Origin of the sequence: Salipiger sp. CCB-MM3, assembly GCF_001687105.1 — a bacterium.
GTDB lineage: Bacteria > Pseudomonadota > Alphaproteobacteria > Rhodobacterales > Rhodobacteraceae > Salipiger.
On the sequence record NZ_CP014595.1, the window covers coordinates 2,672,803 to 2,696,614 of the forward strand.

Genomic DNA, 23,812 nt, shown 5'->3' on the forward strand with positions numbered 1-23,812 from the left:
CAGACCTTTCCTTGGGGTGCGGGGAACTCTAGATTGGGCGCATGAGCCTCGCCGATGTGGTTGCTGAAGAACTCCCGCCGGAGATCAATCCGGTCCTGCCGCCGCCCGCCTTCACCGCGGAGCAGGCCGAGCGTCTTATTGCCTGCCCCTTGTGTGACACGCTGCATGAAGAGCGCGACATCGCCCCCGGCGAGACCGCGCGCTGCGTGCGCTGCCACGAGGTGCTGGAGGCGCCGCGCACCTCGGCGATGACGCGGATCATCATGCTGGCGCTGTCGGCGCTGGTGCTGATGGTGGCGGCGATCTTCTTTCCGTTCCTTGAACTTTCGGTGGCGGGGAGGGTGCAGCGCAGTTCGCTGCTCGACACGATCCTCGCCTTCTCGAACGGGATGACCGCGCCGCTGACCATCGTCATGGCGGCGCTGATCGTGATCCTGCCGTCGATCCGCTTTCTGTCGCTGGTCTACGTGATGGCGCCCATGGCCTTTGGCCACCGTCCGGCGCGCCATGCCGAGTTCTTTTTCCGTCTCGCCGATCACCTGCGGCCCTGGGCCATGGCCGAGGTGTTCATCGTCGGCGTCGCCGTGGCGCTTGTGAAAGTGGCGGGGCTGGCGCATCTGTCGATCGGACCGGCGTTCTGGGCCTTCGTGGCATTGGTCCTCGTGACCGTGCTCAAAGATACATTCATGTGCAGGGTAACCCTATGGAAGACGCTGGAAGCGCGCCGCGAGTCCTGACCGCGCGCGCCGCGGGCATGATCGCCTGCACCGAATGCGGCAAGGTCCATGTGCCGGGCCCCGAGCGCTGCGAGCGCTGCGGCTCGCATCTGTCGAGCCGCGACGATACCTCGCTGCAGCGGGTCTGGGCGTGGCTGGGCGCAGGGCTGGTGGTCTATGTGCCCGCCAATGTCTATCCCATGCTGAAGACCACCATGCTGGGCAAGACCACCAACAGCACGATCTTCGGCGGGGTGGTCGACCTTATCCACCATGGCAGCTACGGCATCGCGGGGATCGTGTTCTTTGCCTCGATCATGATCCCCGTCGCCAAGTTCATCGCCATCGCCTATCTGGCGCTGAGCGTGACGCATCGGGTGAAACTCTCTCCGGGCAAACGCCAGCATCTCTACGAGGTAGTGGAATTCGTCGGCCGCTGGTCGATGATCGACGTTTTTGTGGTGGCGATCCTGACGGCCCTTGTGCAGATGGATTTCGCCGCCGCCATCAACCCCGGGATTGCAGCCATCAGCTTTGCGCTTTCCGTTGCATTTACAATGCTTTCGGCGCAGAGCTTCGACCCAAGGCTGATCTGGGACGCGAGTGAAAGTGACAAAGAATGAGTGATCCGAAACCGGCGCAGATGTCGGTCGAGCCCAAGCGCCGGTCTGTCTGGCGCAACCTCTCGCTGGTCTGGCTGGTGCCGCTGGCGGCCATCGCGGTGACGCTGTTCATCGCGTGGCAGAGCTTTGCCGAACGCGGCGCGCTGATCGAGATCACCTTTGAGAACGCGGCGGGTATCACCGCCGAGGAAACAACCATCCGCTACCGCGACGTGATCATCGGCACGGTCGAGGAGGTGGAATTCGCGGGCGATCTGGCCACCGTCGAGATCAAGGCGCGCATTGATCGCAATGTCGTCGACTCGCTGCCCTCGGATGCCGAGTTCTGGGTGGTCCGCCCCGAGGTCTCCGCCTCGGGCATCTCGGGCCTGTCGACCGTGCTGTCGGGCGTCTACATCGAGGCGGGCTTCACTCCGCAAGAGGGCGCTGGCGGCACCACAAAGTTCCGCGGCCTCGACGAGACACCACTGGTGCGTCCGGGCGTGAAGGGCACGCGCATCACCATCCGCGCCGAGGACGGCACCCAGCTGTCGCCCGGTGCGCCGATCTTCTATCAGGGCATCGAAGTGGGCCGGATCGAAACGCCGCGTCTGCTCGAGCGCGGCAATGGCGTCGCCGTGGATGCCTTTATCGAGGCGCCCAACGATCGCCGCATCACCACCGCGACGCGCTTTTGGGACACCTCGGGGTTCTCGGTGAACTTCGGTCCCAGCGGGCTCAACCTGTCGGTGGGCTCGGTCGCGGCGCTGATCCGTGGCGGCCTCGCCTTCGACACGGTGGTGTCGGGCGGCAACCCGGTGCCCGCAGGCTATGCCTTCGACCTTTATGACGACGAGGAGTCGGCCCGCGACAGCCTGTTCTCCGAGACCATCTCCAACGCCGTGGAGCTCACCGCAGAGTTCGACGAGTCGGTGCGCGGACTCGAGGTCGGTTCGGCCGTCACCTACCGCGGCCTGCGCATTGGCCGGGTGACCGAGATCGGTGCCTTCATCGACGGCGAGGGCGAAGAACAATCGGTCCGCCTGCGCACAACGCTCTCGATCGACCCGCGCGCGCTGGGTCTGGATGAGGAAGCGCCGCAAGCGGAGACCATCGCCTTCTTGTCGAACGCGGTGAAGAACGGGCTGCGCGCACGGCTGGCCTCGCAGAACCTGTTCAGCCAGTCGCTGGTGGTCGAGCTTGCAGAGATCCCCGACGCCGCGCCCGCCACTTTCGGCATCTTCGCGCAGGACGCGCCGCTTATTCCGTCGGTGCCGTCGGATCTGCCCGATGTCACCGCCACTGCCGAGGGCCTGTTCCAACGCATCAACGATCTGCCGGTCGAAGACCTGATGGATCAGGCCATCGACACGCTGTCGTCGATCGAAAGCTTCGCCGCGAACCCGCGCCTGCGCGACGCGCCTGACGCTGTGATCGGCCTTGTCGAAGACGCGCGGGGCCTGCTTGGCAGCGATGAGACCCAAGCCATTCCGGGCGAGCTTCGCGGCGCCGTGGCCGATCTGCGCGGGGTGATCGAAGACATGCGCAACGCCGGGGCGATCACCCAGCTGGTGTCGGCGCTGGAAGCCGCCGAGGCCGCTGCCGAAGAGGTCACCTCGGTGGCCGGTTCGGTCGAGGAAAGCGCCGCCGGTGTGCCCGGTCTGATCGAAGACCTGCGCGCGCTGACGCAGAAGGCCACTGCGCTGGACCTCGAGAGCTTCGTGGCCGAGGCCGGGGAGTTCCTCGATGGTGCAGGCAAATTCGTCGATCAGGACAGCACGCGGCAGCTGCCGTCCGACCTTTCTGCGATGCTGCAGGAGGCGCAGGGCGCGCTGGCCGAATTGCGCGCTGGCGGGGTGGTCGAGAACACCAACGCCACGCTGGCCTCTGCTCGTGACGCCGCCGCGGCGGTGGAAGAGGCGGTCGCCACGCTGCCCGAGCTTTCGGCCCGCATCCAGCGGCTGGTGGCCGAGGCGGAGTCGGTGATCTCTGGCTATGATGGCCAGTCCGCCTTCAACCGCCAGACCGTCTCGGCGCTGCGCGAGGTGCAGAGCGCTGCAGAGGCGCTCAACAAGCTCGCCCGCTCGATCGAACGCAATCCCAACTCGCTGCTCTTCGGGCGCTGAGAGGAAAGATGACCATGACTATGAAATTCCTGCCGCTTCTCCTGCTCCCGCTGCTTGCCGCTTGCGGCACCGAGCCGCGCTATCGGATCGACAGCGCCGCGCCGGTGACCGCACAGCGCCTCGCCGTGTCGACGCTGGAGGTGCGCGAGGTCTCGCTGCCCGCGTATGCCGAGGCCTCGGAGATCCTGATCGAGGATGCCAGCGGCGCGCTCACCCAAGTGGAAAGCGCGCTCTGGGCCGACGATCCGCGCCGCGCCATGACCCAAAGCCTCGCTGAGCGGCTGGGCCTGATCAGCAGCGCCACCGTCGCCGCCGAGCCTTGGCCGCTGGAAGAGCCGTCGCAGGCGGCGGTGCATGTGCGCGTCTCCTCGATGGTGGCGCGGGCGAACGGCACCTTCGAGCTTTCGGGCCAATATGCGCTCTCGTCCTACGACCGGATCATCCGCGAGCGGGTGACGCGGTTCGACATCCGTACGCAGCTGCCCTCCACCGGGGCCGCAGGCATCGCGGCGGCGGCGGGCGCGGCCACCGATCAGCTTGCCGACCGGATCGCCAGCGACCTGTCGCGCTGAACTGGCACCAAGGCAAATCTCGCATATGCTCATTTGAAGCGCCGTGCCCGGCTCCGGGCGCGGCGTTTTTCGTTGCGGAGGCCGCGTCAGAACTCTCCTCAGGGCTGCAAAGACCCGCATCACACTGTGGCAAAGTTGCTTGGGTCTTGCGGAAACGCGCAGCGTGCGCTTCGAGATGAGCTTGAGAGAAAGTTAACAAATAGTTACCGAATTGACCCTAGGTAGAGATTTGGTGGGGCAAGCTGCCGAGAGGAACCATCGCGGCGCGGTCCGTGGTGTCAGCCACTCGGGCGAATGCCTCTCCCCGCGGGCCGGACTCGTCTCACCCCAACGCATAGCCCGAAGAAACGGGTTCCACAGGCTGGCCGCGCGACAGGCCGAGACAAGGGCAGAAGCAGCATGCAACGAGACAAGAGGAAGTACCTGCGGGAGGTTCCCGACACGTGGGTCGAAGTTCCGTCCGACTACACGAGCTCTGCGAAATGGTCGCCGCGGATCGGCGAGTTCTTCCCCAATTTCGCGGCCCAGTCGACCATGGGGCAACTGACCTTCCACCCGTATATCAGCGGCAGCTGGGCGATCTTTTTCAGCATCGCCGATCCGTTTTCGATGACCTGCACCAGGGAACTGGCCCGCATCGCGGCGATCCAGCCGAGCCTGCGCAACGCGGGCGTCAAGACCGTGGGTGTCGCGCGCAATACGGTGCCCGAGCTGCAGCGCTGGTGCGACAAGGTCGCAGAGCGCAGCGGCAAGGAGATCAGCTTTCCGATCCTCTCTGACCCTGACGGGATGCTGTCGAACACCTTCGGCATGATCCACCCGCAGGAGGATGCCGACACGACGATCCGCAAGACGATCATCATCAACCCGAATTTGCGGGTCAGCATGTTGTTCGAATATCCGCTCTATATCACCCGCTCCACCAAAGAGCTGCTGCGGACGCTGGAAAGCGCGCGCCGGTATTTCAGCGATCTGGATGCGCAGGGCGCGATGGCCTGATCGGCGCTACTCCGGTGGGGCGTCTGTGTGTTCGCGTGCCATTGCACGTCTCACGGGCTTGGGCTTATGTCCGGACATGAGTCTCTCAACGCTTTCCCTCCGGATGATCTTTACCACCGGCTGCCTGCTCATCGCGGGCGGCATCGGTGGCTGGCTGGCGCAGCTGGCGCATCTGCCAATGCCCTTCATGCTGGGCTCGCTGTTCACCTCGGGCCTAGCGGTGGCGCTGTTCCAGAAGAGCGCGCTGGCCGACTACGGCTTCCCGATGAAGTTCCGCACGGTGTTCATCGGCCTCATCGGGGTGATGATCGGCACGCAGGTGACGCCGCAGATCCTCGCGCTGCTGCCGGAATTGCCGCTGACCCTCGGCGCGCTGGCGGTGTTTGTGGTGCTCTGCCACAGCGGCAATTTCCTGATCTTCCGGCGGCTTGGCGGCTATGACCGCGCAACGGCCTTTTACGCGGGCACGCCCGGCGGGCTGATGGAAAGCCTCGTGCTGGGCGAGAAGGCGGGGGCCGATCTGCGGCTGCTGACCGCGCAGCAATTCCTGCGGATCATTCTGGTCATCTCGATCCTGCCCTCGGCGCTGTCACTTTGGGTTGGCCATCCGGTGGGCAGCGCGGCGGGACAGAGCGTGATGCCCTCGGGGCCGGTCACCCTGCGCGAACTGGCGCTGATCGTGATGGCGGCGCTGGCGGGGCTGCTGATCGCCTCGCGCATCAAATTGCCGGCGGGGCAGATCACCGGGCCGCTGCTGCTCTCGGCGGGGCTGACGCTGTCGGGCGTGGTGGACATGCATCTGCCGTTCTGGCTGATCGCTGCGGCGCAGGTGGTGGTGGGCAGTTCGCTCGGCGTGCGCTTCAGCGGCATGACGGCAGCGATGCTGCGCCGCTCGGCATGGCTGAGCCTTGTGTCGGTGCTGTGGATGCTTGCGCTGGGGGGCAGCTTTGCGCTGGCGCTGGCGGCGGTGACCGACATTCCGTTCCTGCACCTGATGATCTCTTACGCACCGGGCGGGGTGACCGAAATGTCGATCATCGCCCTGTCGCTGGCGGCGAACCCGGCGCTGGTCAGCCTGCACCATGTGGTGCGTATACTGCTGACCGTCGGCTTCATGGTGATCGCCGAGAAACGCGTGCCGCTGGGCCAGCCCGGAGAGTAAGGCCGCAGAGGTGAGCCGGGCAGGGCGCAAGAGCCTTCGAAGGCTCTTGCAAATCTCTTCGAAGAGATTTGTCCCTCAGGACGCCTCTTCGGCCTTTTCCGCCAGTTCCAGCCATTCCTCCTCGGCGGCGGCCAGCTTCTGCTGCCGCTCGTCCAGCGCCTCGGTGGCCTTTTTGAACTTCACCGGCTCGCGGGTGAACAGTTCGGGGTCCGCCAGCAGCCCTTCGAGCTTGCCGATCTCGGCGGTCAGCCGGTCGATCAGCCCGGGCAACTCTTCCAGCCGGTGCTTGTCCTTGAAGCTCATGCCCTTTGGCTGGGCTTTCGGTTTCGGCGCGGCGGGGCCGTCCTTGGCGGGCTTCGTGGTGGGCTTGTCCTTGGGCGCGGCCTCCGCCTCGGCTTCGGCCTTCTGCGCCTGATAGTCGCTCCAGCCGCCGGCGTAGGGGATGGCGAGGCCGTCGCCCTCCATGGCGATGGTGGTGCTGGCGACGCGGTCGAGGAAGTCGCGGTCGTGGCTGATCAGCAGCACCGTGCCGTCGTACTCGCCAAGCAGGTCCTGCAGCAGGTCCAGCGTTTCCACGTCGAGATCGTTGGTCGGTTCGTCGAGCACCAGCATGTTGCTTTCGCTGGCCATGATCTTGGCGAGCAGCAGACGCGCCTTCTCGCCGCCCGAGAGCGAGCGCACGGGTGCGCGGGCCTGCCGCTCGTCAAACAGGAACTCCTTGAGATAGCCCACCACGTGTTTGGGCTGGCCGCGCACCAGCACCTGATCGGCCTTGCCCGAAACCCGCATCTCGGGATCGCCGGTGAGGCTTTCCCACAGGCTCATATCCGGGTCGAGCCGCGCGCGGCTCTGGTCGAAGATGGCGGGCATCAGGTTGGTGCCCAGCTTGACGCTGCCCGCATCGGGCGCGATCTCGCCCATCAGCATGCGGATGAGGGTGGTCTTGCCCACGCCGTTCGGGCCGACGAAAGCCACCCGGTCGCCGCGCATCACGGTCAGCGAGAAATCCTTGACGATCTGCTTGTCGCCGAAGCCCTTGGTGAGCCCGACGGCTTCGATCACCTTCTTGCCGGAGGTCGGGCCGGAGGAAAGCTCCATCGCGGCGGTGCCCTGGCGGCGGATCTGCGAAGAGCGCTCGGCGCGCAGCGCCTGCAGCGCGCGCACCCTGCCCTGGTTGCGGGTGCGGCGGGCCGAGATGCCCTCGACCGCCCATTTCGCCTCGGCCTTGATCTTGCGGTCGAGCTTGTGGCGCGCCTCGTCCTCCTCGGCCCAGGTCTTGTCGCGCCACTCTTCGAAACCGGCGAAGCCCTGTTCCTGACGGCGCACCGCACCGCGGTCGATCCACAGCGTGGCGCGGGTGAGGTTCTCGAGGAAGCGCCGGTCGTGCGAGATGAGCACGAAGGCCTTGCGCGTGCGCTTGAGTTCCGCCTCGAGCCAGCCAATGGCGGTGATGTCGAGGTGGTTGGTCGGCTCGTCGAGCAGCATGACGTCCGGGTCTTCGGCCATCAGCTTGGCCAGCGCGGCGCGGCGGCGCTCGCCGCCCGACGCGGTGGCGACCGGGCGCTCGGGATCGAAGCCGAGCCCTTCGCCCGCCGCTTCGACCTTGTACATCTCTGCCGGGCCAAGCCCTTCGGCGGCATACTCGCCAAGCGTTTCAAAGCCCGAAAGGTCCGGCTCCTGCTCCATATAGCCCACCGAAATGCCCGGCGGCACGATGCGGTCGCCGGTGTCGGGCTCGACGAAGCCCGCCATGACTTTCATCAAGGTGGATTTGCCCGAGCCATTGCGCCCGACCAGCGCGACGCGGTCGCCGGGCTGGACGTTGAGCGAAAGGCCGGAGAAGACCGGCTCGCCCCCGAAGGTGAGCGAGATGTCGGAAAGCTGAAGAAGGGGTGCCTGTGCCATGCGCAGAGCGCTAGGGCCGCGCCGCGCAAAGGTCAAGTGGGCGCGTGTTTACCATGTCTTGAGACGTGGCGCGCTATGGAGGTGCGTATGGAGACGCTCTGTCAAACCCGGCTGGCGCTGCTTGGCAACCCGCTGCGCCTGCGGCTGGTCCGGCTGTTGATCCGGCACCTGCCGCATCCGCTGCCTGCGGGCGCTCTGGCCAGCGCACTCGGGGTGCCGGGCTCGACGCTTTCGGCGCATCTGGCGGCGCTTTGCGAGGCGGGGCTATTGGTGCAGCGGGTGCGCGGGCCGCTGCGGCTCTATCATGCGGTTCCGGCGGCGCTGGGGCAGGTGGTGGACTGGCTGACGGCGGATGTGGCGCTTGGACGACTGTCCGAGCTTGACGTGCCAACGCAGGGCTTAACAAGGGGACGAGATCGGGGCCGCCGCGGAACTGGCTTGCCGCGTGTTCTGTTTCTCTGCCGTGACGGGGCGCAACTGTCGCCACTGGCGGCGGCGCTGGCGCAGCGGCGGCTCTGGGGACAGGCGGTCTGGATCTCGGCGGGGGTGCAGCCTGCGGGGCGGGTCGATCCGCTGCTCGCGGCGGTGCTGCAGGCGCAAGGGATGCCGCCCGCCGAGTCGCCGCGCCCCATGCAGGCGTTCGCGCCCGCGCAGGTGGTGATCGCGCTCGACAGCGCCGCGGCCGAGGCTTTGCCGGGGCTGCTGCGCTCGGTCCCGCCGGTCTGCGCTTATTGGCCGCTGCCAGTGCCGCGTGGCGAGACCGGTGAAAGGGTGATCCCGCGCGCCATGGCGCTCGACGCCGCGCTGCGCGCGCTTGCGCTGCGGCTGGACGGGCTGCGGGCGGTGCCGCTGGCGCAACTGCCGCGCGGGGCGCTTCAGGCGGCTCTCGACAGCCTCAGTTCAGGTCTTCCAGAAGTCTGCCGTGCTGCCGTGTCTGTTCCACCACCTCGCCGAAGGTGGTCATCCCCCGCGCTTCGAGCATCGGCAGCATCCTGACCAGCACCTCGGCGGTGGCCTGCGCATCGCCAAGCGCGGTATGCCGCAACTCGGGCGGGATGGTCACGCCGAGCCGCTCGCAGAGCGCGTCCAGCGTATGCGTCTCGGTGGTGCCGAAAAGCACCGCCGACAGCAGCACGGTGTCGAGGATCGGATTGGTCCACTCCACCCCCATACGCGCCTGATGGCGGCGCAGAAAGGCCATGTCGAAAGGCGCATTATGCGCCACGATCACCGCGTTACGGGCGAAATGGTGAAACCGCCGCCCGGCCTCGAAGATATCGGGCTTGCCGCGCACCATGGCGTCGGTCACCCGGTGCACTTTGGTCGAAGAGGGCGGGATCGGCGCGCCGGGATCGACAAGCTGGTCGATCCGCTCGCCCGGTACGATGCGCCCGCCCACAACGCGCACCGCGCCGATCTGCACCACCTCGTCCTTATGCGGCAAAAGCCCGGTCGTCTCGGTGTCGAAGACCACATAGGTGAGGGCGCGCAGCGGCGTCTCCTCGATCGCCTCGGGCGCATGGGCGGTGAGCAGCGAGAAGTCGAAGACCAGCGGGCGCTCTGCCTCGGGGGCGATGCTGGCGTGGGCGCCCTCGATGATCAGCAGGTAGCCGCCACCGTCGAGCGGCTTCATCCGCCCGTCGTAGCTTTGCGCCTCGTCCACCGACCGCAGGGTGAGCGCGACCTCGCGGCCCGTGCGGTGCAGCTCGCGCACGGCGGCCTCGACGCCCGAGGCGAGGAAGTAATCGGTGATCGCCGCGTTGAGGCGCGGCACGTGGATCTGCGAGAGCACCTCGGCGGCCTGACCGTCGTAGAGCACAATCTGGCCCTTGGGGCTGACCATGATCGTGGCCACGGGGATCTCGGTGAGCAGGGCGGTGAGCCGCGCCTTGTCCGCCGCCAGTTGCGCGGTCTCATCCGCCACCCGCTGCGCGCTTTGCAGCGCCGTCTCGCCCAGCTTGGCCGAGACCGCCTGCGCGGCATGGGCCAGATCGCCCAGATAGCGCGCGCCATGGGTGTCGACCTGCTTGTCGATCCCGGCGTGGGCGCGGATGCGCATTTCGGCGGCGAGGCTCTCGACCGGCTTGGCGATATTCTCGTCGAACAGCAGCCAGATGCCGGTGCAGAGCGCGACAATGCCGAAGACCGCCAGCACCCCGGCGAAGAAGAACCCGTTGTCCGCGGTGGTCGCCAGCGCGCGTCCATAGCCGAGCCAGAGCGACAGCGCCACGATCCCCGCGCCGCCGACGGCGAGCAATGCGAAGAAGAGGAAGACGCGGAAGCGCAGGCTCAGCTTGCTCATGCGGCGCGCTCCGAGCAGACCGCCGACAGGATCGCGTCTTCGGCCCCGACCTCGCGCCAGCGCGGATCACCGCCATCGCCGCCCATCGGGTCGGCGCGGCGCTGACCGGGGCAATCGACCATGATTTCCACCACCTGCGTCGGGTGCCAGCGCGCGAAGAAGTAGAGATCGGCGAGATAAAGCCCCGGCGTCTGCGCGTTCTCGCGCCGCCCGGCGGCATCCACGGCGATGAAACGGTCGGTCATCGGCCAGGCGTAGGTCCAAGGCCGCCAAGCGGCGCTGGAGGCATGGGTTTCGACCACCTCGACGCCGCCCGGAAGCGCGCGCGCGGTGGCGTCATACCAGCCGTATTCGCTGGCGATGGAGGCGCCCAGCATGGCCAGTCCCGCACCCACCGGGATCGCCCAGCGGGGCAGACGGCCCCGGCTGGCCTTGCTCAGCAGCATCACCACGCCCGCACCGGCCACGCCCGCCACCAGCACCGCGATCAATTCGTAGAACATCTCTCCCCCCTCAGGTCCTTTCTCAGGCCCGCGTCAACTCAGCATGCCGCGCCCGTGGCCGATGGCCGATTGCATCGATTTGACCACCACGAAGGCGTCGCGCAGGTGGCTGCGCTCGAAATCCGACAGTGTGGTTGGCGCAAGATAATTGTCGGGCTTTTCGCCGCGTTTGACCAGACCCGCCTGATGTTCGAGCCGCGTTTCGGCAATCAAATCATAGGCATCCAGCAGATCCTGCCCGCCCGAGCCGGAGACCGCGCCAGCCGCGATCGCAGCCTCGATCCGGGCGCGTGTGCCGACCTCGGGCAGCCGCGCCTGCAGCGCGTAGACCCGCGCCAGATCGACCACGGGCACCACACCATTGTGCTTGAGATCGACGGTGTTCTTGTGCTCGCCCGAGCGGATCGTCGCAAACCCGCGCAGCAGCCCCAGAGGCGGCGTGTGCTTGAGCGAGTTGGAGATCATATGCGCGGTGAAGATCGAGTTCTTCGAGGCCGCCTCCAAAGTCTCTTCCTGCAGGTCCTCATAGAGCGATTTGGTGCCGCCGATGGGGCGCAGGTCGAACATCACCGAGGCGAGCATCTGCGCCTCGGGGTCGGGGGTGCCGATCCAGCCGCGGAAGTATTCGCGCCATTTCGACACCGTTTGCAGCCAGCGCGGGTTGGTCGCCATCATGTCACCGGGACAGTAGTAATATCCCGCCTTATCAAGGCCATCGCAGACGAACTTCGCCATCTCCGCGAAGTATTCCATGTCGCGTTCCGTGGCGCTGTCGTCAAGGATCATGCAGTTGTCCTGATCCGACACGCCGGTCTGTTCTTGCCGCCCCTGCGAGCCGCAGGCGAGCCACAGCCACGGCACGGGCGCGGTGCCGAGGTCTTCCTCGGCCAGCGCCAGAAGCCGCCGCGTTACCGTGTCGGCGATGTCGGTGATCAGCCGCGTGGTCACCTCGTGACGGTTGCCGCCCGCCACCAACTGCGCCAGCAGCTGCGGGATGCGCGCGGTGGTCTCGGCCATCTCTTCGGCGCTGCGGGCGCGCGAGATCGCGGCGACCAGTTCGGCGGAGCTGACCGCCTGAAACCGGGTGAGGTCGGTCTGGGTGACGATGCCCACCAGTTGCCCGGCCTCGGTGACCGGCACGTGGCCGATGCGCCGCTCGACCATCATGTGCAGCACATCCGAGCCGATGGCCGAAGGCGGCAGGGTGACCGGCTCATAGGTCATGATCTCGGAGACCGGGGTGTTGGTGTCGAGGCCACCGGCCACCACTTTGTTCGAGATGTCGCGGATGGTGACGATGCCGATCAGATCGCGCGCATTGGTCACGCAAAGCGACGAGACGCCTTCCTCGCGCATCAGCAGCGCGGCCTCTTGCGCGGGGGTCTCGGGCGGAACGGTCAGCGGCGCGCGGGCCATCAGCGACTCCACCCGGCTGTGCGCCAGATCGGTCTTTTGCGGGCGCGCGGCGCGCGAGCGGTCAAAGAAGCGCCGGGCGGCGGTGTGCTCGGCAATCAGCTCGCGGAAGGCATAGGTCGGCAGCAGCAGCAGCGTCGTGTCGTCGAGCGCGCTTGCGGTGGTGGCGGCGGTGCCATCCCGCATCAGCCCGCGCTCGCCAAAGGAGTTGCGCTGGCCAAGCAGCGAAACGGCGACGCCGTTCTCGTCACGGATTTCCACCTGTCCCGACAGCACGAGGTAGAGCCCTTCGAGCTGCACACCGGCGGCGTAGATCTCTTCGCCAGGCTTGTAGTGGCGGATCAGGAACTGCGGCACCAGCACGTCGAGCGCGTCGGGGTCCAGCGCGTCATAGGGGTGCACCGAGGTCAGGAAACGGCGCAGGTCGTCGGGCTGAAGGGGCATTTGCGGCTCCGCAGGTGCGTATCGTTAAGAAAAATCCCGCCCCGGCATAGCGCGGGGCGGGAGATTTGCATAGTGCATGGGCGCCGCAGCGCCCATGCCCCGACCGCTCAAGGATCAGTGATCTTGCGCCGCACCGGCACCGCGCGGCACGCGCACGCTTTCCACCAGCTCGGAGATTTCCTGCGGGATCGGCTTGGTCATTGCCGAGACCGTGAAGGCCACCGCGAAGTTCACCAGTGCTCCCACCGCGCCGAACGAGGTCGACTTGATGGTGCCAAGCAGCGGATCGGCGTCGGTGTAGCTGTTGGTGTCGGGGATGAAGAACCAGCCCTTGTGCAGGAAGATGTAGATCAGCGTGACCACCAGACCGGTGACCATACCCGCCACGGCGCCCTTGTTGTTCACCTTCGAGAAGATGCCCATCATCAGCGCCGGGAAGATCGAGGCTGCCGCAAGGCCGAAGGCCAGCGCCACGGTCTGCGCCGCGAAGCCAGGGGGATTCATGCCCAGCCAGGTTGCGACGGCGATGGCCACGGCCATGGCGACGCGGGCCGACATCAGTTCACCCTTTTCCGAAATGGCCGGGTTGATCTGACCCTTGATGAGGTCGTGGCTGACCGCCGAGGAAATGGCGAGCAGAAGACCGGCTGCGGTCGAAAGCGCCGCGGCAAGGCCGCCCGCTGCGACAAGGCCGATCACCCAGCCCGGCAGGTTGGCGATCTCGGGGTTGGCGAGCACGAGGATGTCACGGTTGAAGTTGGTCAGCTCGTTGCCGGTCCAGCCTTCTGCCGCGGCGCGCTCTTCCATCGCCGGGTTCTCGTCGTTGTAGTACTGGATACGGCCATCGCCGTTCTTGTCTTCCCAGCCCAGAAGGCCGGTCTGCTGCCATGTCTGCATCCAGTCGTAGGCGGGATCGCTCTCGATGGTTTCCACCGACACCGCCTGACCGGCAGCGCCTTCAGGCCAGAACTGCTGGGTGATGTTGAGGCGTGCCATGGCGCCCACGGCCGGGGCCGTCAGGTAGAGCAGGGCGATGAACACCAGGGCCCAGCCCGCCGACCAGCGTGCGTCCGCCACCTTGGGAACGGTGAAGAAGCGCATGATGACGTGGGGCAGGCCGGCGGTGCCGATCATCAGGCTCAGGGTGAAGAGCACCATGTTGAACGTGTCGCCATTGTGCGCGGTGTATTCGCCAAAGCCGAGATCGGTGACGATCTGGTCAAGCGTCTGCAGCAGCGGCGTGCCGGTGGCCTGCTCGGTGCCAAAGAGGCCAAGCGCGGGGATCGGGTTGCCGGTCAGTTGCAGCGAGATGAAGATCGCCGGGATTGTATAGGCGAGGATCAGCACGCAGTATTGTGCCACCTGCGTGTAGGTCACGCCCTTCATGCCGCCAAACACGGCGTAAGCGAACACGATCACCGCGCCGATCAGCAGGCCGGTGGTGCTATCCACCTCGAGGAAGCGGCCAAAGGCCACGCCAACGCCGGTCATCTGGCCAATCACATAGGTGGTCGAGGCGATGATCAGGCAGATCACGGCCACCAGACGCGCGGTGGGCGAGTAGAACCGGTCGCCGATGAACTCGGAGACGGTGAATTTGCCGAACTTGCGCAGATAGGGCGCGAGCAGCAGCGCCAGCAGCACGTAGCCGCCGGTCCAGCCCATCAGGTAGGTCGAGTTGTCATAGCCGGTGAAGGCGATGAGGCCCGCCATCGAGATGAAAGAGGCCGCCGACATCCAGTCCGCCGCCGTCGCCATGCCGTTGGTGACCGGGTGCACGCCGCGTCCGGCGGCGTAGAATTCCGATGTGGAGCCCGCGCGGGCCCAGATCGCGATGCCGATGTAGAGCGCGAAGGACGCGCCCACGAACAGCAGGTTGATGGTAAACTGATCCATGGCGCCTTACTCCTCGTCCACGCCGTATTCACGGTCGAGCTTGTTCATCCGCCAGGCGTAGAAGAAAATCAGTGCCAGGAAGACGATGATGCTGCCCTGCTGGGCGAACCAGAACCCGAGGTCCGAGCCGCCGACCGAGATGCCCGAGAGCATCGGGCGCAGCAGAATGCCGAAGCCGAAGCTGCAGACCGCCCAGATGATCAGGCTGATGAAGATGAGACGCAGGTTGGCCGACCAGTAGGCCTTGCCGGCCTCTTCGGCGCCATGCGTATGGTGCGTTGATTGATCCGCCATGGCGGTTCCTCCTCCTGAAAATGCGGCCGCCCCTCCTTTGAGCGGCCTCCGACGGCTCAGCCCGTCGCTTTTTCGACGATCGCGCCGAGCCCGGCGGCGATCTCCTCGATCTTGCCCATTGCGTCGATGCGGCTCAGGGCGCCTTTGCCTTCGTAGTAGCCGATCAGCGGCGCGGTCTGGGCGTGATAGGCCTCGAGACGCGAGGCCACCGTTTCCGCCTTGTCATCGGCACGGCGCTTCATCTCTGTCCCGCCGCAGCTGTCGCAGACGCCCGCCTCCTTGGGCGTCTTGAACGTGTCGTGATAGCCCTCGCCGCAGGCGGCGCAGGTGTAGCGGCCCGAGATTCGGTCCACCATGGCAGCATCATCCACCTCAAGGCTGATCGCCGCATTGATCTTCTGCCCGCTTTCGGCCAGCAGCGCATCCAGCGCCTCGGCCTGCACGGTGGTGCGCGGGAAGCCGTCGAGGATCACGCCGCTGGCGCAGTCGGGCGCCTTAATACGGTCGCGCAGGATGGCGATGACGATCTCATCGCTCACCAGCCCGCCGGCGTCCATCACCGCCTTGGCGGCTTTGCCGGCCTCGGTGCCCTGCGCCACGGCGGCGCGCAGCAGATCGCCAGTCGAGAGCTGAACCAGCCCGTATGTCTCTTCGAGCTTGCGGGCTTGGGTGCCTTTCCCGGCCCCCGGAGGGCCGAGAAGAATAAGCACGGGGGCGCGGGTCAAGGTCTGTCCGTCCATCTCGCTCACCCTTTGTTGGCGCGGTTTTCGATGAGGTCATCGACGACCGAGGGATCGGCGAGGGTGGAGGTGTCGCCAAGCGCGCCATAGTCGTTCTCGGCGATCTTGCGCAGGATGCGGCGCATGATCTTGCCCGAGCGGGTCTTTGGCAGGCCGGGGGCCCATTGGATGAGGTCGGGGCTGGCGATCGGGCCGATCTCGGTGCGCACCCAGGTGCGGAGTTCTTTCTTGAGCTCCTCGCTGGGCTCGATGCCGTTCATCAGAGTGATGTAGCAATAGATGCCCTGACCCTTCACCGCATGCGGGTAGCCGACCACGGCGGCCTCGGCGACCTTGGCGTGGGCCACAAGCGCGCTTTCCACCTCGGCGGTGCCCATGCGGTGGCCCGAGACGTTGATCACATCGTCGACCCGTCCGGTGATCCAATAGTCGCCATCCTCATCGGCGCGGCAGCCGTCGCCCGAGAAGTAATAGCCTTTGTACTGCTGGAAATAGGTCTGCTCAAAACGCTCGTGGTCGCCCCAGACGGTGCGCATCTGGCCCGGCCAGCTGTCCTTGATCGCCAGCACGCCCTCGGTCGGACGCTCGGAGATCTCGACGCCCGAGGTGGGCTCGAGCACCACCGGCTGCACGCCGAAGAAAGGCTTCATCGCCGCGCCCGGCTTGGTGGCATGCGCACCGGGCAGCGGGGTCATCAGGTGGCCGCCGGTTTCGGTCTGCCACCAGGTGTCAACGATCGGGCAGCGGCCCTGACCGACCTTGTCGTTGTACCAGTTCCAGGCCTCGGGGTTGATCGGCTCGCCCACGGTGCCCAGCAGCTTGAGCGAGGATAGATCGCATTTGGTTACGAAATCGTCACCTTGGCCCATGAGCGCGCGGATCGCGGTGGGGGCGGTGTAGAACTGATTTACTTTGTGTTTTTCACAAACCTGCCAGAACCGGCTGGCGTCGGGATAGGTCGGCACGCCCTCGAACATCAGCGTCGTGGCGCCATTGGCCAAGGGCCCGTAAACAATGTAGGAATGCCCGGTGACCCAGCCCACGTCGGCGGTGCACCAATAGACGTCGCCCTCGTGGTAATCGAACACGATCTCATGGGTGAGGGCGGCGTAAACCAAATATCCACCACTTGTGTGCACAACCCCCTTGGGCTTGCCGGTCGAGCCCGAGGTGTAAAGGATGAAAAGGGGATCTTCGGCATTCATCGGCCGCGGCGGACAGTCGGGGCCGGCGGTTTCCATCAGCGCTTTCACGTCTACATCGCGCCCGTCGATCCAGCTGGTCTGGTCGCCGGTGTGTTTGACGACGAGGCAGCGCACCTTGTCCGAGCAGTGCAGGAGGGCTGCGTCGGTGTTGGATTTCAGCGCGGTGCGGCGGCCGCCGCGCGGCGCGGTGTCCGAGGTGATGACGATCTTGGCGCCGCAATCGTTGATGCGGTTGGCCAGCGCGTCGGGCGAAAAGCCGGCGAAGACGATGGAATGGATGGCGCCGATGCGCGCGCAGGCCAGCATGGCATAGGCGGCCTCGGGGATCATCGGCAGGTAGATGACGACGCGGTCGCCGCGCATGACACCCTGCGAGAGCAGGACGTTGGCCATGCGGTTCACCTTGTCGTAAAGCTCGGCATAGGTGATGTGCTGGGCCGGGTCCGAAGGCTCGTCGGGCTCGAAGATGATGGCAGTCTGGTTGGCGCGCTCGGGCAGGTGGCGGTCGATGCAGTTGTGCGCGACGTTCAGCACGCCGTCCTCGAACCACTTGATGTCGACCTTGCCGAAGTCAAAGCAGGTGTTCTTGATCTTCGTCGGCCGCGCCATCCACTCCAGACGCTGCGCCGCCGCGGCCCAGAACCCATCCGGGTCCGAAACCGATTGCGCGTACATCTCGTCGTATTGCTCGGCGCCGATCAGAGCGTTCTCGGCGAACTCCTCGGACGGGGCATAGGTCCCGGTGGGCGCAGTCTGGGCGTCGTCTTTCATGAGGTCCTCCCTAGGTCCATTCTCTTCCATGTCGCCGTGCGACACTGTCCATCCCTGACAAGGATCATACCCCAGATCGAAAATATTTGAATAAGGCACAGTAAACTAAGATTTTTTTTGTAAATCATTTGCCCTGCAGTGCAGCATTTTGTAAAAATCTTTGCCCGTAGGCCGGAAACATATTGCATTCCAACGAACTGACGCAACGTCGCAAGGGCGCGCTTGCGGCGGCTCAGAGAGCAGCAATCCCCAACCGTGGGTGTGACAATCTGATGCAGTGTGCCATGGTATACCATGTTTGCGCCTAAGCTGCGGGCTCACCGCGAAGGCGCATGCCGTCCAGCGACTCGCCCCTCAAGGTGACGTTAGGGCAGGGAGGGTTGCGCCGTGAAGCGCTTTGGCTAAGCATAAGCGGCAAGGCGGCCCGAAGTTCCGCCACAACGGGAGGAAATCATGAAACATCTTACGACCACGCTCAGCGTGGCCGCACTCACCGCGGCATTTGCAACCGAGGCCATGGCGACGGAATGGAACGTCTCGCTCTGGGGCAAGCGCCGCGAGTTCACCGAGCACGTGCATAAGATCGCCGAGCTGGTCGAGGAGAAGACCGGCGGCGAGTTCACCATGAACATCTCTTACGGCGGCCTCAGCAAGAACACCGAGAACCTCGACGGCATCTCGATCGGTGCGTTCGAGATGGCGCAGTTCTGCGCCGGCTATCACCCCGACAAGAACCGCGCGATCACCGTGCTGGAACTGCCGTTCCTCGGGGTCGAGACGCTGGAGCAGGAGCGGGCGGTGAGCCGCGCCGTCTACGCGCATCCGGCGGTCGCCGAAGAGATGGCGCAATGGAACGCCAAGCTGCTGATGACCACGCCGATGCCGCAGTACAACATCGTGGGCACCGGCGATGCGCGGGACACGCTCGAAAGCTTCGACGGCATGCGCGTGCGCGCCACCGGCGGCATTGGCCGCGCGTTTGAATCTGTCGGCGCCGTGCCCACCTCGGTGACCGCGACCGAGGCCTATCAGGCGATGGAAGCGGGCGTGGTCGATACCGTCAGCTTCGCGCAGCACGCGCATCTCAGCTTTGGCACGATCAACGAGGCCGACTGGTGGACCGCCAATCTCAACCCCGGCACGGTGAACTGCCCGGTGGTGGTGAACATCGACGCCTATGACATGCTGTCGGACGAAGAGCGCGAGGCGCTCGACAGTTCGGTCGAGGAAGCGCTCGACTATTACATCGAGACCTACGGCAAGCTGCTGGCCAAATGGGACGGCGTGCTCGATGAGAAGGGTGTCGAGAAAGTCGTCTACTCCGACGAGGAACTGGCGAAATTCGCTGAAGTTGCCAAGCCCATCCACACCGCATGGATCGAAGAGATGAGCGGGCAGGGCCTGCCGGCGCAGGAGCTTTACGATCTGGTGACCTCGACGCTGGCCGAGGCCAAGGCCGGAAACTGATCGCGGCGAGGACCGCTTTGGGCCGCCCCGCGTGACGGGGCGGCTTTTTTGAACGCAGAGGTCCCAAGGGGCCTTGAACGCAGCGGTCCTGAGGGGCCGAGAAAGGGACAGGGGGACAGATGGCCGGAGCATCCGCGGTGCTTTCCGACGACTCGCTGCTGTCGCGCCTCGACCGGGGGCTCGAGCATCTGGAGCGGGGCTTTGCCTTCGTGTCCGGGCTCGGGGCCTTCGCGCTGATGGTGCTGGCGGTGGTCTCGGTCGTGGGGCGCAACTTCTTCAACATGCCGCTGCGCGGCTATGTCGATTGGATCGAGATGGCGATGCCGTTGATCGCGATCCTCGGCATCTCTTACGTGCAGCGACAGGGCGGGCACATCCGCATGGACATCCTCGTCGGGCAGTTGAAGGGCCGTCCGCTGTGGCTGGCCGAGATGATCACCACGCTGGCGATCCTGCTGCTTATGGTGGCGCTGGTCTGGGGGTCTTGGGCGCATTTCGACCGCAGTTTCGATCTGACCAAGCCGATGTGGTCGCGTGACAGCACTATTGATCTGGGCCTGCCGCTCTGGCCGGCCAAGCTGATCGTGCCGGTGGCGTTTTCGGTCATGTGCCTGCGGCTGGTGCTGCAGTTCTGGGGCTATCTGCGGGCGTTTATTCTTGGGCTCGACAACCCGGTGGCCGTGCCGCTGGTGCAGAGCGTCGCCGAACAGGCCGCGGCCGAGGCAGAACATATTCAGGGGCATGACGCATGAGTTCCATCGAGATCGGACTTTGGGTCACCGCTGGCCTCTTTTTGTTGGTGGTGCTGGGCATGCGCGTGGCCTTTGCCGCGGGGCTTGCCGGGCTCGTCGGCCTGTGGTGGGTGTTCTGGTCGAAGAAAGGCTATGACCCCGAACAAATCGGCTGGGCCGTCACCGTTGCCATCAAGACCGCCGGTCAAGTGCCGCACGGCAAGGTGGCCAGTCAGGCGCTCAGCCTCATCCCCACCTTCATCCTCATCGGGTATCTGGCCTATTACGCCGGGCTGACCAAGGCGCTCTTCGAGGCGGCGAAACGCTGGCTGGCGTGGGTGCCCGGAGGACTGGCGGTCTCGACCGTCTTCGCCACCGCAGGTTTTGCCGCCGTTTCGGGCGCAAGCGTGGCAACAGCGGCGGTCTTTGCCCGCATCGCCATCCCCGAGATGCTGAAGATCGGCTACGACAAGCGCTTTGCGGCGGGGGTCGTGGCGGCGGGCGGCACGCTGGCCAGCCTCATCCCGCCCTCGGCGATCCTCGTGATCTACGCGATCATCGTCGAACAGGACGTGGGCAAGCTCTTGCTGGCGGGCTTCGTGCCGGGGGTCTTCTCGGCGGTGATCTACGCCATGCTGATCATCGGGCTGGCGCTGGCGCTGCCGAACTTCGGCCCGCCGGTGCGCGGCTTCACGTGGCGCCAGCGCTTCGCCTCGCTGCCGCCGGCGCTGCCGATCGTGGCGGTGGTCGTGATCATCATCTTCTTCGTCTACAACCCCTTCGGCGACGCTTGGGGCACGCCGACAGAGGGCGGCGCGGTGGGCGCGTTCATCGTCTTTCTGATGGCCCTGCTGCGCGGCATGCGCTGGCGAGAGCTGAAGGATGCGCTGATCGAGACCGCGAAGCTGGCGATCATGATCTTCACCATTATCTGGGGTGTGCTGATCTATGTGCGCTTTCTGGGGTTCGCCGATCTTCCGGGTGCCTTCGCCGACTGGATCACCTCGCTGCACTATCCGCCGCTGATGATCCTCGTTTGCATCCTGCTCGCCTATGCGGTGCTGGGGATGTTCATGGACGCCATCGGCATGCTGCTGCTGACCCTGCCGGTGGTCTACCCGGCGGTGATGGCGCTGAACGGGGGCGAGGGGGTCTCGGCCGCCGAGAGCGCCTTTGGCATGTCGTCTGAAATGTGCGCCATCTGGTTTGGCATTCTCGTGGTGAAGATGGCCGAGTTCTGCCTGATCACCCCGCCCATCGGGCTCAACTGCTTCGTGGTCGCGGGCGTGCGGCCCGAACTGTCGGTGCAGGATGTGTTCCGCGGCGTGACGCCGTTCTTCATCGCGGACGCGGTGACCATCGCGCTGCTGGTGGCCTTCCCGGCGATCGTGCTCTGGCTGCCCAGCTTCGCCTGATCGGCCAAGCTGACCAAAGAACGCTAACCAAAGAGCCGCCCGGCGATTGCACCGGGCGGCTCTCGCGCAACCGTGAGGCCGCGCGGAACCTTTTTCCACATTGCGGGTTCTTGACATGAGACGGAACGGCGAGGCGCAGGGCGCGGGACCGGACCGGACGATCATGTAGCAAGACGGATCACGCGGAGTTTGCTCCGCGGGGCCGGAGCCCTCGGGCACCGGGCTGGCAAGATGTGCCTGCCGTTACGAGAAAAGGAGATCACGTCATGGAATTTGCAGGTATCGGCGGCTTCATCGTTTTGGTTCTGGATATCTGGGCCATCGTCTCGGTGCTCGGCTCCAGCGCCAGCACTGGCGCCAAGGTGCTTTGGACGCTGCTCATCATCATCCTGCCGGTGCTGGGCTTCATCATCTGGCTGATCGCGGGCCCGAAATCGAGCCGCGCCACGGTTTGATCATCGACTGAACTTTAGGAGGAAACTTCAATGCTTTACTGGGCACTTCTCTTCTTCGTCGTCGCCATCGTGGCCGCACTCTTCGGCTTTGGCGGCATCGCTTCCGCCTCGGCGGGCATCGCACAGGTGCTGTTCTTCATCTTCCTTGTGCTTTTCGTGGTGACGCTGATCATGCGGTTCGTACGCAAGACCTGATCGCAGATGGGCGGCGCATCCCGCCGCCCACGCTTTTCTCTCATCGCATCAGGTCTTTGCCGCAAGGCTTTGCCACAAAAAGAAAACCCCGCCAAACAGGGCGGGGTTTTCAATGATCGCAGGGCCGATGATCAGGGGCCGGTGGGCGGCGCCGGGACCGAGCTCTGGATCAGGCCTTAAGGGTTTCCGTCGACGAGAAGAACATCGCCTGGCTGACCGCCGAACGAACCTGCTCTTCCGAGTAAGGCTTGGAGATCAGGAAAGCCGGTTCCGGGCGCTCGCCGGTAAGCAGACGCTCGGGGAAGGCGGTGATGAAGATCACCGGGCGATCCCCCAGCGCACCAAGAATGTCGTTCACCGCGTCGATGCCCGAGGAATTGTCGGCCAGCTGGATGTCGGCCAGAACCAGATCGGGGGTCTCTTGCTGCGCCAATTCCACTGCGGCGGCGCGGGTGCGTGCAACGCCGGTGACGCGGTGGCCCAGATCGGCGACGATGCTTTCGAGATCCATGGCGATGATCGCCTCGTCCTCGATGATCAGCACGCGGCCAGTGACCGCATCTGCCATTTCCTGACGCGCAAGGTTCACCAGTTCGGTCACCTCGGCCTCGGAGATCTGCATGATCTCGCCAACCTCGGGGAGCGTAAACTCTTCGATCGTGTGCAGAAGCAGCGCCTCGCGGCTGTTCGCGGTCAGCTTCGAGAGGCGGGACTGCGCTTTGGCAAGCGGGCCGGTCGCCTCATCGGTGACGGGCGCGCCGGTGCTTGCCCAGATGCCGTGGAACACGTGGAACAGGCCGACCTTCGGCGAGGATGCGGAGGAAATGCCTTCGCGGTCCGCAAGGATCGCTTCCAGGGTCGCCGCTGCATAATTGTCGCCTGTGGTCTGACTGCCGGTCAGCGCGCGCGCGTAACGACGGAGATAGGGAAGGACCGCGCCGATGGTCTGGCCCAAATCGCCCTGTGTCATGAATACGTCCTTTTTTTCGCTTTTCTCGGGAACCAAACGCCGGACCTCGGCATTGGTTCCCTGATACGGCAAAGATAGATGCAGAAATTCCCCTCTGCAAAGGCAAGGATCGAACGGCGGCAATGACACAATCGCGGCGCAATACCAAAGAGGCAGAGGTCATCGACGAAAATCTTCGGCGGGTCTATCAGGACATGCTTGAAGAGAAAGTTCCCGACCGGTTCCTCGACCTGATCGCGCAGCTGCGCGCGCAGGACGATAACGGTGGCACCCAAGGCGGGGACAATGCATGAGTTCCGATCCTCGTGACGAGATCGTCGATCACCTTCCGGCGCTACGCGCCTTCGCTTTTTCGCTGACCCGCAATTCTGCGCTGGCCGACGACATGGTGCAGGACACGCTGGTCAAGGCGTGGACCAAGATCAACACATTCGAGCAAGGCACCAACATGCGCGCCTGGCTCTTCACCATCCTTCGCAACACCTATTACTCGAACCGCCGCAAGGCCGGGCGCGAGGTGTCGGATGCCGAAGGGGTCTTTACCGAAAGCCTGTCGGAAAAGCCGGCGCATGACGGTCGTCTGCAGATGAACGACTTCCGCCGCGCCTTCGCCAAGCTGACCGACGAACAGCGCGAAGCGCTGATCCTCGTTGGCGCGCAGGGCTTTGCCTATGAAGAAGCCGCCGAGACCTGCGGCGTTGCGGTGGGCACGATCAAGAGCCGGGTGAACCGCGCACGGGCGCGTCTGGCAGAACTGCTGGAGCTTGACGAGCACGACCGGCTCGAACTGACCGACCAAGCCACGATGGCCGTGGTCTCGGGCGCGCGTCCCAGCGGAGCACTGGGCTAAAGCGCCCTTCAAGGAAAACCACCGGCGCCCGATGATGGCGCCGGTTCAACGACCCGGGATACGGCGTGGCATGGATCGC

Annotated in this window: 23 protein-coding genes; 14 read left to right on the forward strand and 9 right to left on the reverse strand. The window is 65.4% G+C overall.

Features of this window, described 5'->3' with window-relative positions; genetic code table 11:
- Positions 1-41: 41 nt before the first annotated feature.
- The 6 genes from AYJ57_RS12835 (at position 42) to AYJ57_RS12860 (ending at position 6,177) form a co-directional block, all read left to right on the forward strand.
- Positions 42-737, forward strand: coding sequence for a paraquat-inducible protein A (locus AYJ57_RS12835; RefSeq protein WP_083191240.1), 696 nt, complete (start codon positions 42-44; stop codon positions 735-737).
- Complete coding sequence (locus AYJ57_RS12840; protein ID WP_066105893.1) at positions 704-1,339, forward strand: paraquat-inducible protein A; 636 nt, start codon at positions 704-706, stop codon at positions 1,337-1,339. Before AYJ57_RS12835 ends, AYJ57_RS12840 begins: the two co-directional genes overlap by 34 nt.
- On the forward strand, positions 1,336-3,444 hold the full coding sequence (locus AYJ57_RS12845; protein WP_066105896.1) for an MlaD family protein: 2,109 nt from the start codon (positions 1,336-1,338) through the stop codon (positions 3,442-3,444). The genes AYJ57_RS12840 and AYJ57_RS12845 overlap by 4 nt, the downstream gene beginning before the upstream one ends.
- Positions 3,445-3,458: 14 nt before the next feature.
- Positions 3,459-4,016: a PqiC family protein gene (locus tag AYJ57_RS12850; protein ID WP_066105899.1), complete on the forward strand. Its 558-nt coding sequence runs from the start codon at positions 3,459-3,461 to the stop codon at positions 4,014-4,016.
- Positions 4,017-4,415: 399 nt separating this feature from the next.
- Positions 4,416-5,015 (forward strand): redoxin domain-containing protein, encoded by a 600-nt coding sequence (locus tag AYJ57_RS12855; protein ID WP_066105902.1) that lies wholly within the window; start codon positions 4,416-4,418, stop codon positions 5,013-5,015.
- A 76-nt stretch (positions 5,016-5,091) separates the two neighbouring features.
- On the forward strand, positions 5,092-6,177 hold the full coding sequence (locus AYJ57_RS12860) for an AbrB family transcriptional regulator (RefSeq protein ID WP_066105905.1): 1,086 nt from the start codon (positions 5,092-5,094) through the stop codon (positions 6,175-6,177).
- Positions 6,178-6,252: 75 nt separating this feature from the next.
- Here AYJ57_RS12860 and AYJ57_RS12865 read toward each other — a convergent pair whose 3' ends face one another.
- On the reverse strand, positions 6,253-8,082 hold the full coding sequence (locus AYJ57_RS12865; RefSeq protein WP_066105908.1) for an ABC-F family ATP-binding cassette domain-containing protein: 1,830 nt from the start codon (positions 8,080-8,082) through the stop codon (positions 6,253-6,255).
- An 87-nt stretch (positions 8,083-8,169) separates the two neighbouring features.
- Between AYJ57_RS12865 and AYJ57_RS12870 the strand changes: the two genes are divergently transcribed.
- Positions 8,170-9,078, forward strand: coding sequence for a helix-turn-helix domain-containing protein (locus AYJ57_RS12870; protein WP_066105912.1), 909 nt, complete (start codon positions 8,170-8,172; stop codon positions 9,076-9,078).
- On the opposite strand, the gene AYJ57_RS12875 is transcribed toward AYJ57_RS12870, so the two are convergent.
- The 7 genes from AYJ57_RS12875 to acs all read right to left on the reverse strand — a co-directional run bounded on the left by AYJ57_RS12875 (position 8,978) and on the right by acs (position 17,650).
- Entirely contained in the window at positions 8,978-10,384 is a 1,407-nt protein-coding gene (locus AYJ57_RS12875) for a 3'-5' exonuclease (RefSeq protein ID WP_066105915.1), read from the reverse strand. The genes AYJ57_RS12870 and AYJ57_RS12875 overlap by 101 nt on opposite strands.
- The gene (locus AYJ57_RS12880; RefSeq protein ID WP_066105917.1) at positions 10,381-10,887 is read right to left on the reverse strand and encodes a hypothetical protein; all 507 of its coding nucleotides are present in this window, start codon (positions 10,885-10,887) and stop codon (positions 10,381-10,383) included. The genes AYJ57_RS12875 and AYJ57_RS12880 overlap by 4 nt, the downstream gene beginning before the upstream one ends.
- A 33-nt stretch (positions 10,888-10,920) precedes the next feature.
- Positions 10,921-12,744, reverse strand: a complete 1,824-nt coding sequence (locus AYJ57_RS12885; protein ID WP_066105920.1) for a DUF294 nucleotidyltransferase-like domain-containing protein — start codon at positions 12,742-12,744, stop codon at positions 10,921-10,923.
- Between the two features lie 114 nt (positions 12,745-12,858).
- Positions 12,859-14,640 (reverse strand): sodium:solute symporter family protein, encoded by a 1,782-nt coding sequence (locus AYJ57_RS12890; RefSeq protein ID WP_066105921.1) that lies wholly within the window; start codon positions 14,638-14,640, stop codon positions 12,859-12,861.
- 6 nt (positions 14,641-14,646) lie between these two features.
- Complete coding sequence (locus AYJ57_RS12895; RefSeq protein ID WP_066105923.1) at positions 14,647-14,934, reverse strand: DUF4212 domain-containing protein; 288 nt, start codon at positions 14,932-14,934, stop codon at positions 14,647-14,649.
- Positions 14,935-14,990: 56 nt separating this feature from the next.
- Positions 14,991-15,674 (reverse strand): adenylate kinase, encoded by a 684-nt coding sequence (locus AYJ57_RS12900; protein WP_066105926.1) that lies wholly within the window; start codon positions 15,672-15,674, stop codon positions 14,991-14,993.
- A 5-nt stretch (positions 15,675-15,679) separates the two neighbouring features.
- Positions 15,680-17,650 carry an acetate--CoA ligase gene (gene acs, locus AYJ57_RS12905; RefSeq protein ID WP_066105928.1) on the reverse strand — a complete coding sequence of 657 codons (1,971 nt, stop codon included), beginning with the start codon at positions 17,648-17,650 and terminating at the stop codon, positions 15,680-15,682.
- Positions 17,651-18,103: 453 nt separating this feature from the next.
- Here acs and AYJ57_RS12910 point away from each other — a divergent pair, with 453 nt between their 5' ends.
- The 5 genes from AYJ57_RS12910 (at position 18,104) to AYJ57_RS25485 (ending at position 21,913) form a co-directional block, all read left to right on the forward strand.
- Positions 18,104-19,117 (forward strand): C4-dicarboxylate TRAP transporter substrate-binding protein, encoded by a 1,014-nt coding sequence (locus AYJ57_RS12910; protein ID WP_066105931.1) that lies wholly within the window; start codon positions 18,104-18,106, stop codon positions 19,115-19,117.
- Between the two features lie 119 nt (positions 19,118-19,236).
- On the forward strand, positions 19,237-19,869 hold the full coding sequence (locus tag AYJ57_RS12915; RefSeq protein ID WP_066105934.1) for a TRAP transporter small permease subunit: 633 nt from the start codon (positions 19,237-19,239) through the stop codon (positions 19,867-19,869).
- Positions 19,866-21,263, forward strand: coding sequence for a TRAP transporter large permease (locus AYJ57_RS12920; protein ID WP_066105936.1), 1,398 nt, complete (start codon positions 19,866-19,868; stop codon positions 21,261-21,263). Before AYJ57_RS12915 ends, AYJ57_RS12920 begins: the two co-directional genes overlap by 4 nt.
- Before the next feature lie 266 nt (positions 21,264-21,529).
- Positions 21,530-21,718: a PLDc N-terminal domain-containing protein gene (locus AYJ57_RS12925; RefSeq protein ID WP_066105939.1), complete on the forward strand. Its 189-nt coding sequence runs from the start codon at positions 21,530-21,532 to the stop codon at positions 21,716-21,718.
- 30 nt (positions 21,719-21,748) lie between these two features.
- Positions 21,749-21,913 (forward strand): DUF1328 domain-containing protein, encoded by a 165-nt coding sequence (locus AYJ57_RS25485; protein ID WP_083191243.1) that lies wholly within the window; start codon positions 21,749-21,751, stop codon positions 21,911-21,913.
- A gap of 169 nt (positions 21,914-22,082) precedes the next feature.
- Here AYJ57_RS25485 and AYJ57_RS12930 read toward each other — a convergent pair whose 3' ends face one another.
- Complete coding sequence (locus tag AYJ57_RS12930; protein WP_066105941.1) at positions 22,083-22,883, reverse strand: response regulator; 801 nt, start codon at positions 22,881-22,883, stop codon at positions 22,083-22,085.
- Between the two features lie 122 nt (positions 22,884-23,005).
- Between AYJ57_RS12930 and AYJ57_RS26210 the strand changes: the two genes are divergently transcribed.
- Together AYJ57_RS26210 and AYJ57_RS12935 are read left to right on the forward strand one after the other, a co-directional pair.
- Entirely contained in the window at positions 23,006-23,176 is a 171-nt protein-coding gene (locus AYJ57_RS26210) for a NepR family anti-sigma factor (protein ID WP_164184169.1), read from the forward strand.
- Positions 23,173-23,733: an RNA polymerase sigma factor gene (locus tag AYJ57_RS12935; protein ID WP_066105943.1), complete on the forward strand. Its 561-nt coding sequence runs from the start codon at positions 23,173-23,175 to the stop codon at positions 23,731-23,733. Before AYJ57_RS26210 ends, AYJ57_RS12935 begins: the two co-directional genes overlap by 4 nt.
- Positions 23,734-23,812 lie beyond the last annotated feature (79 nt).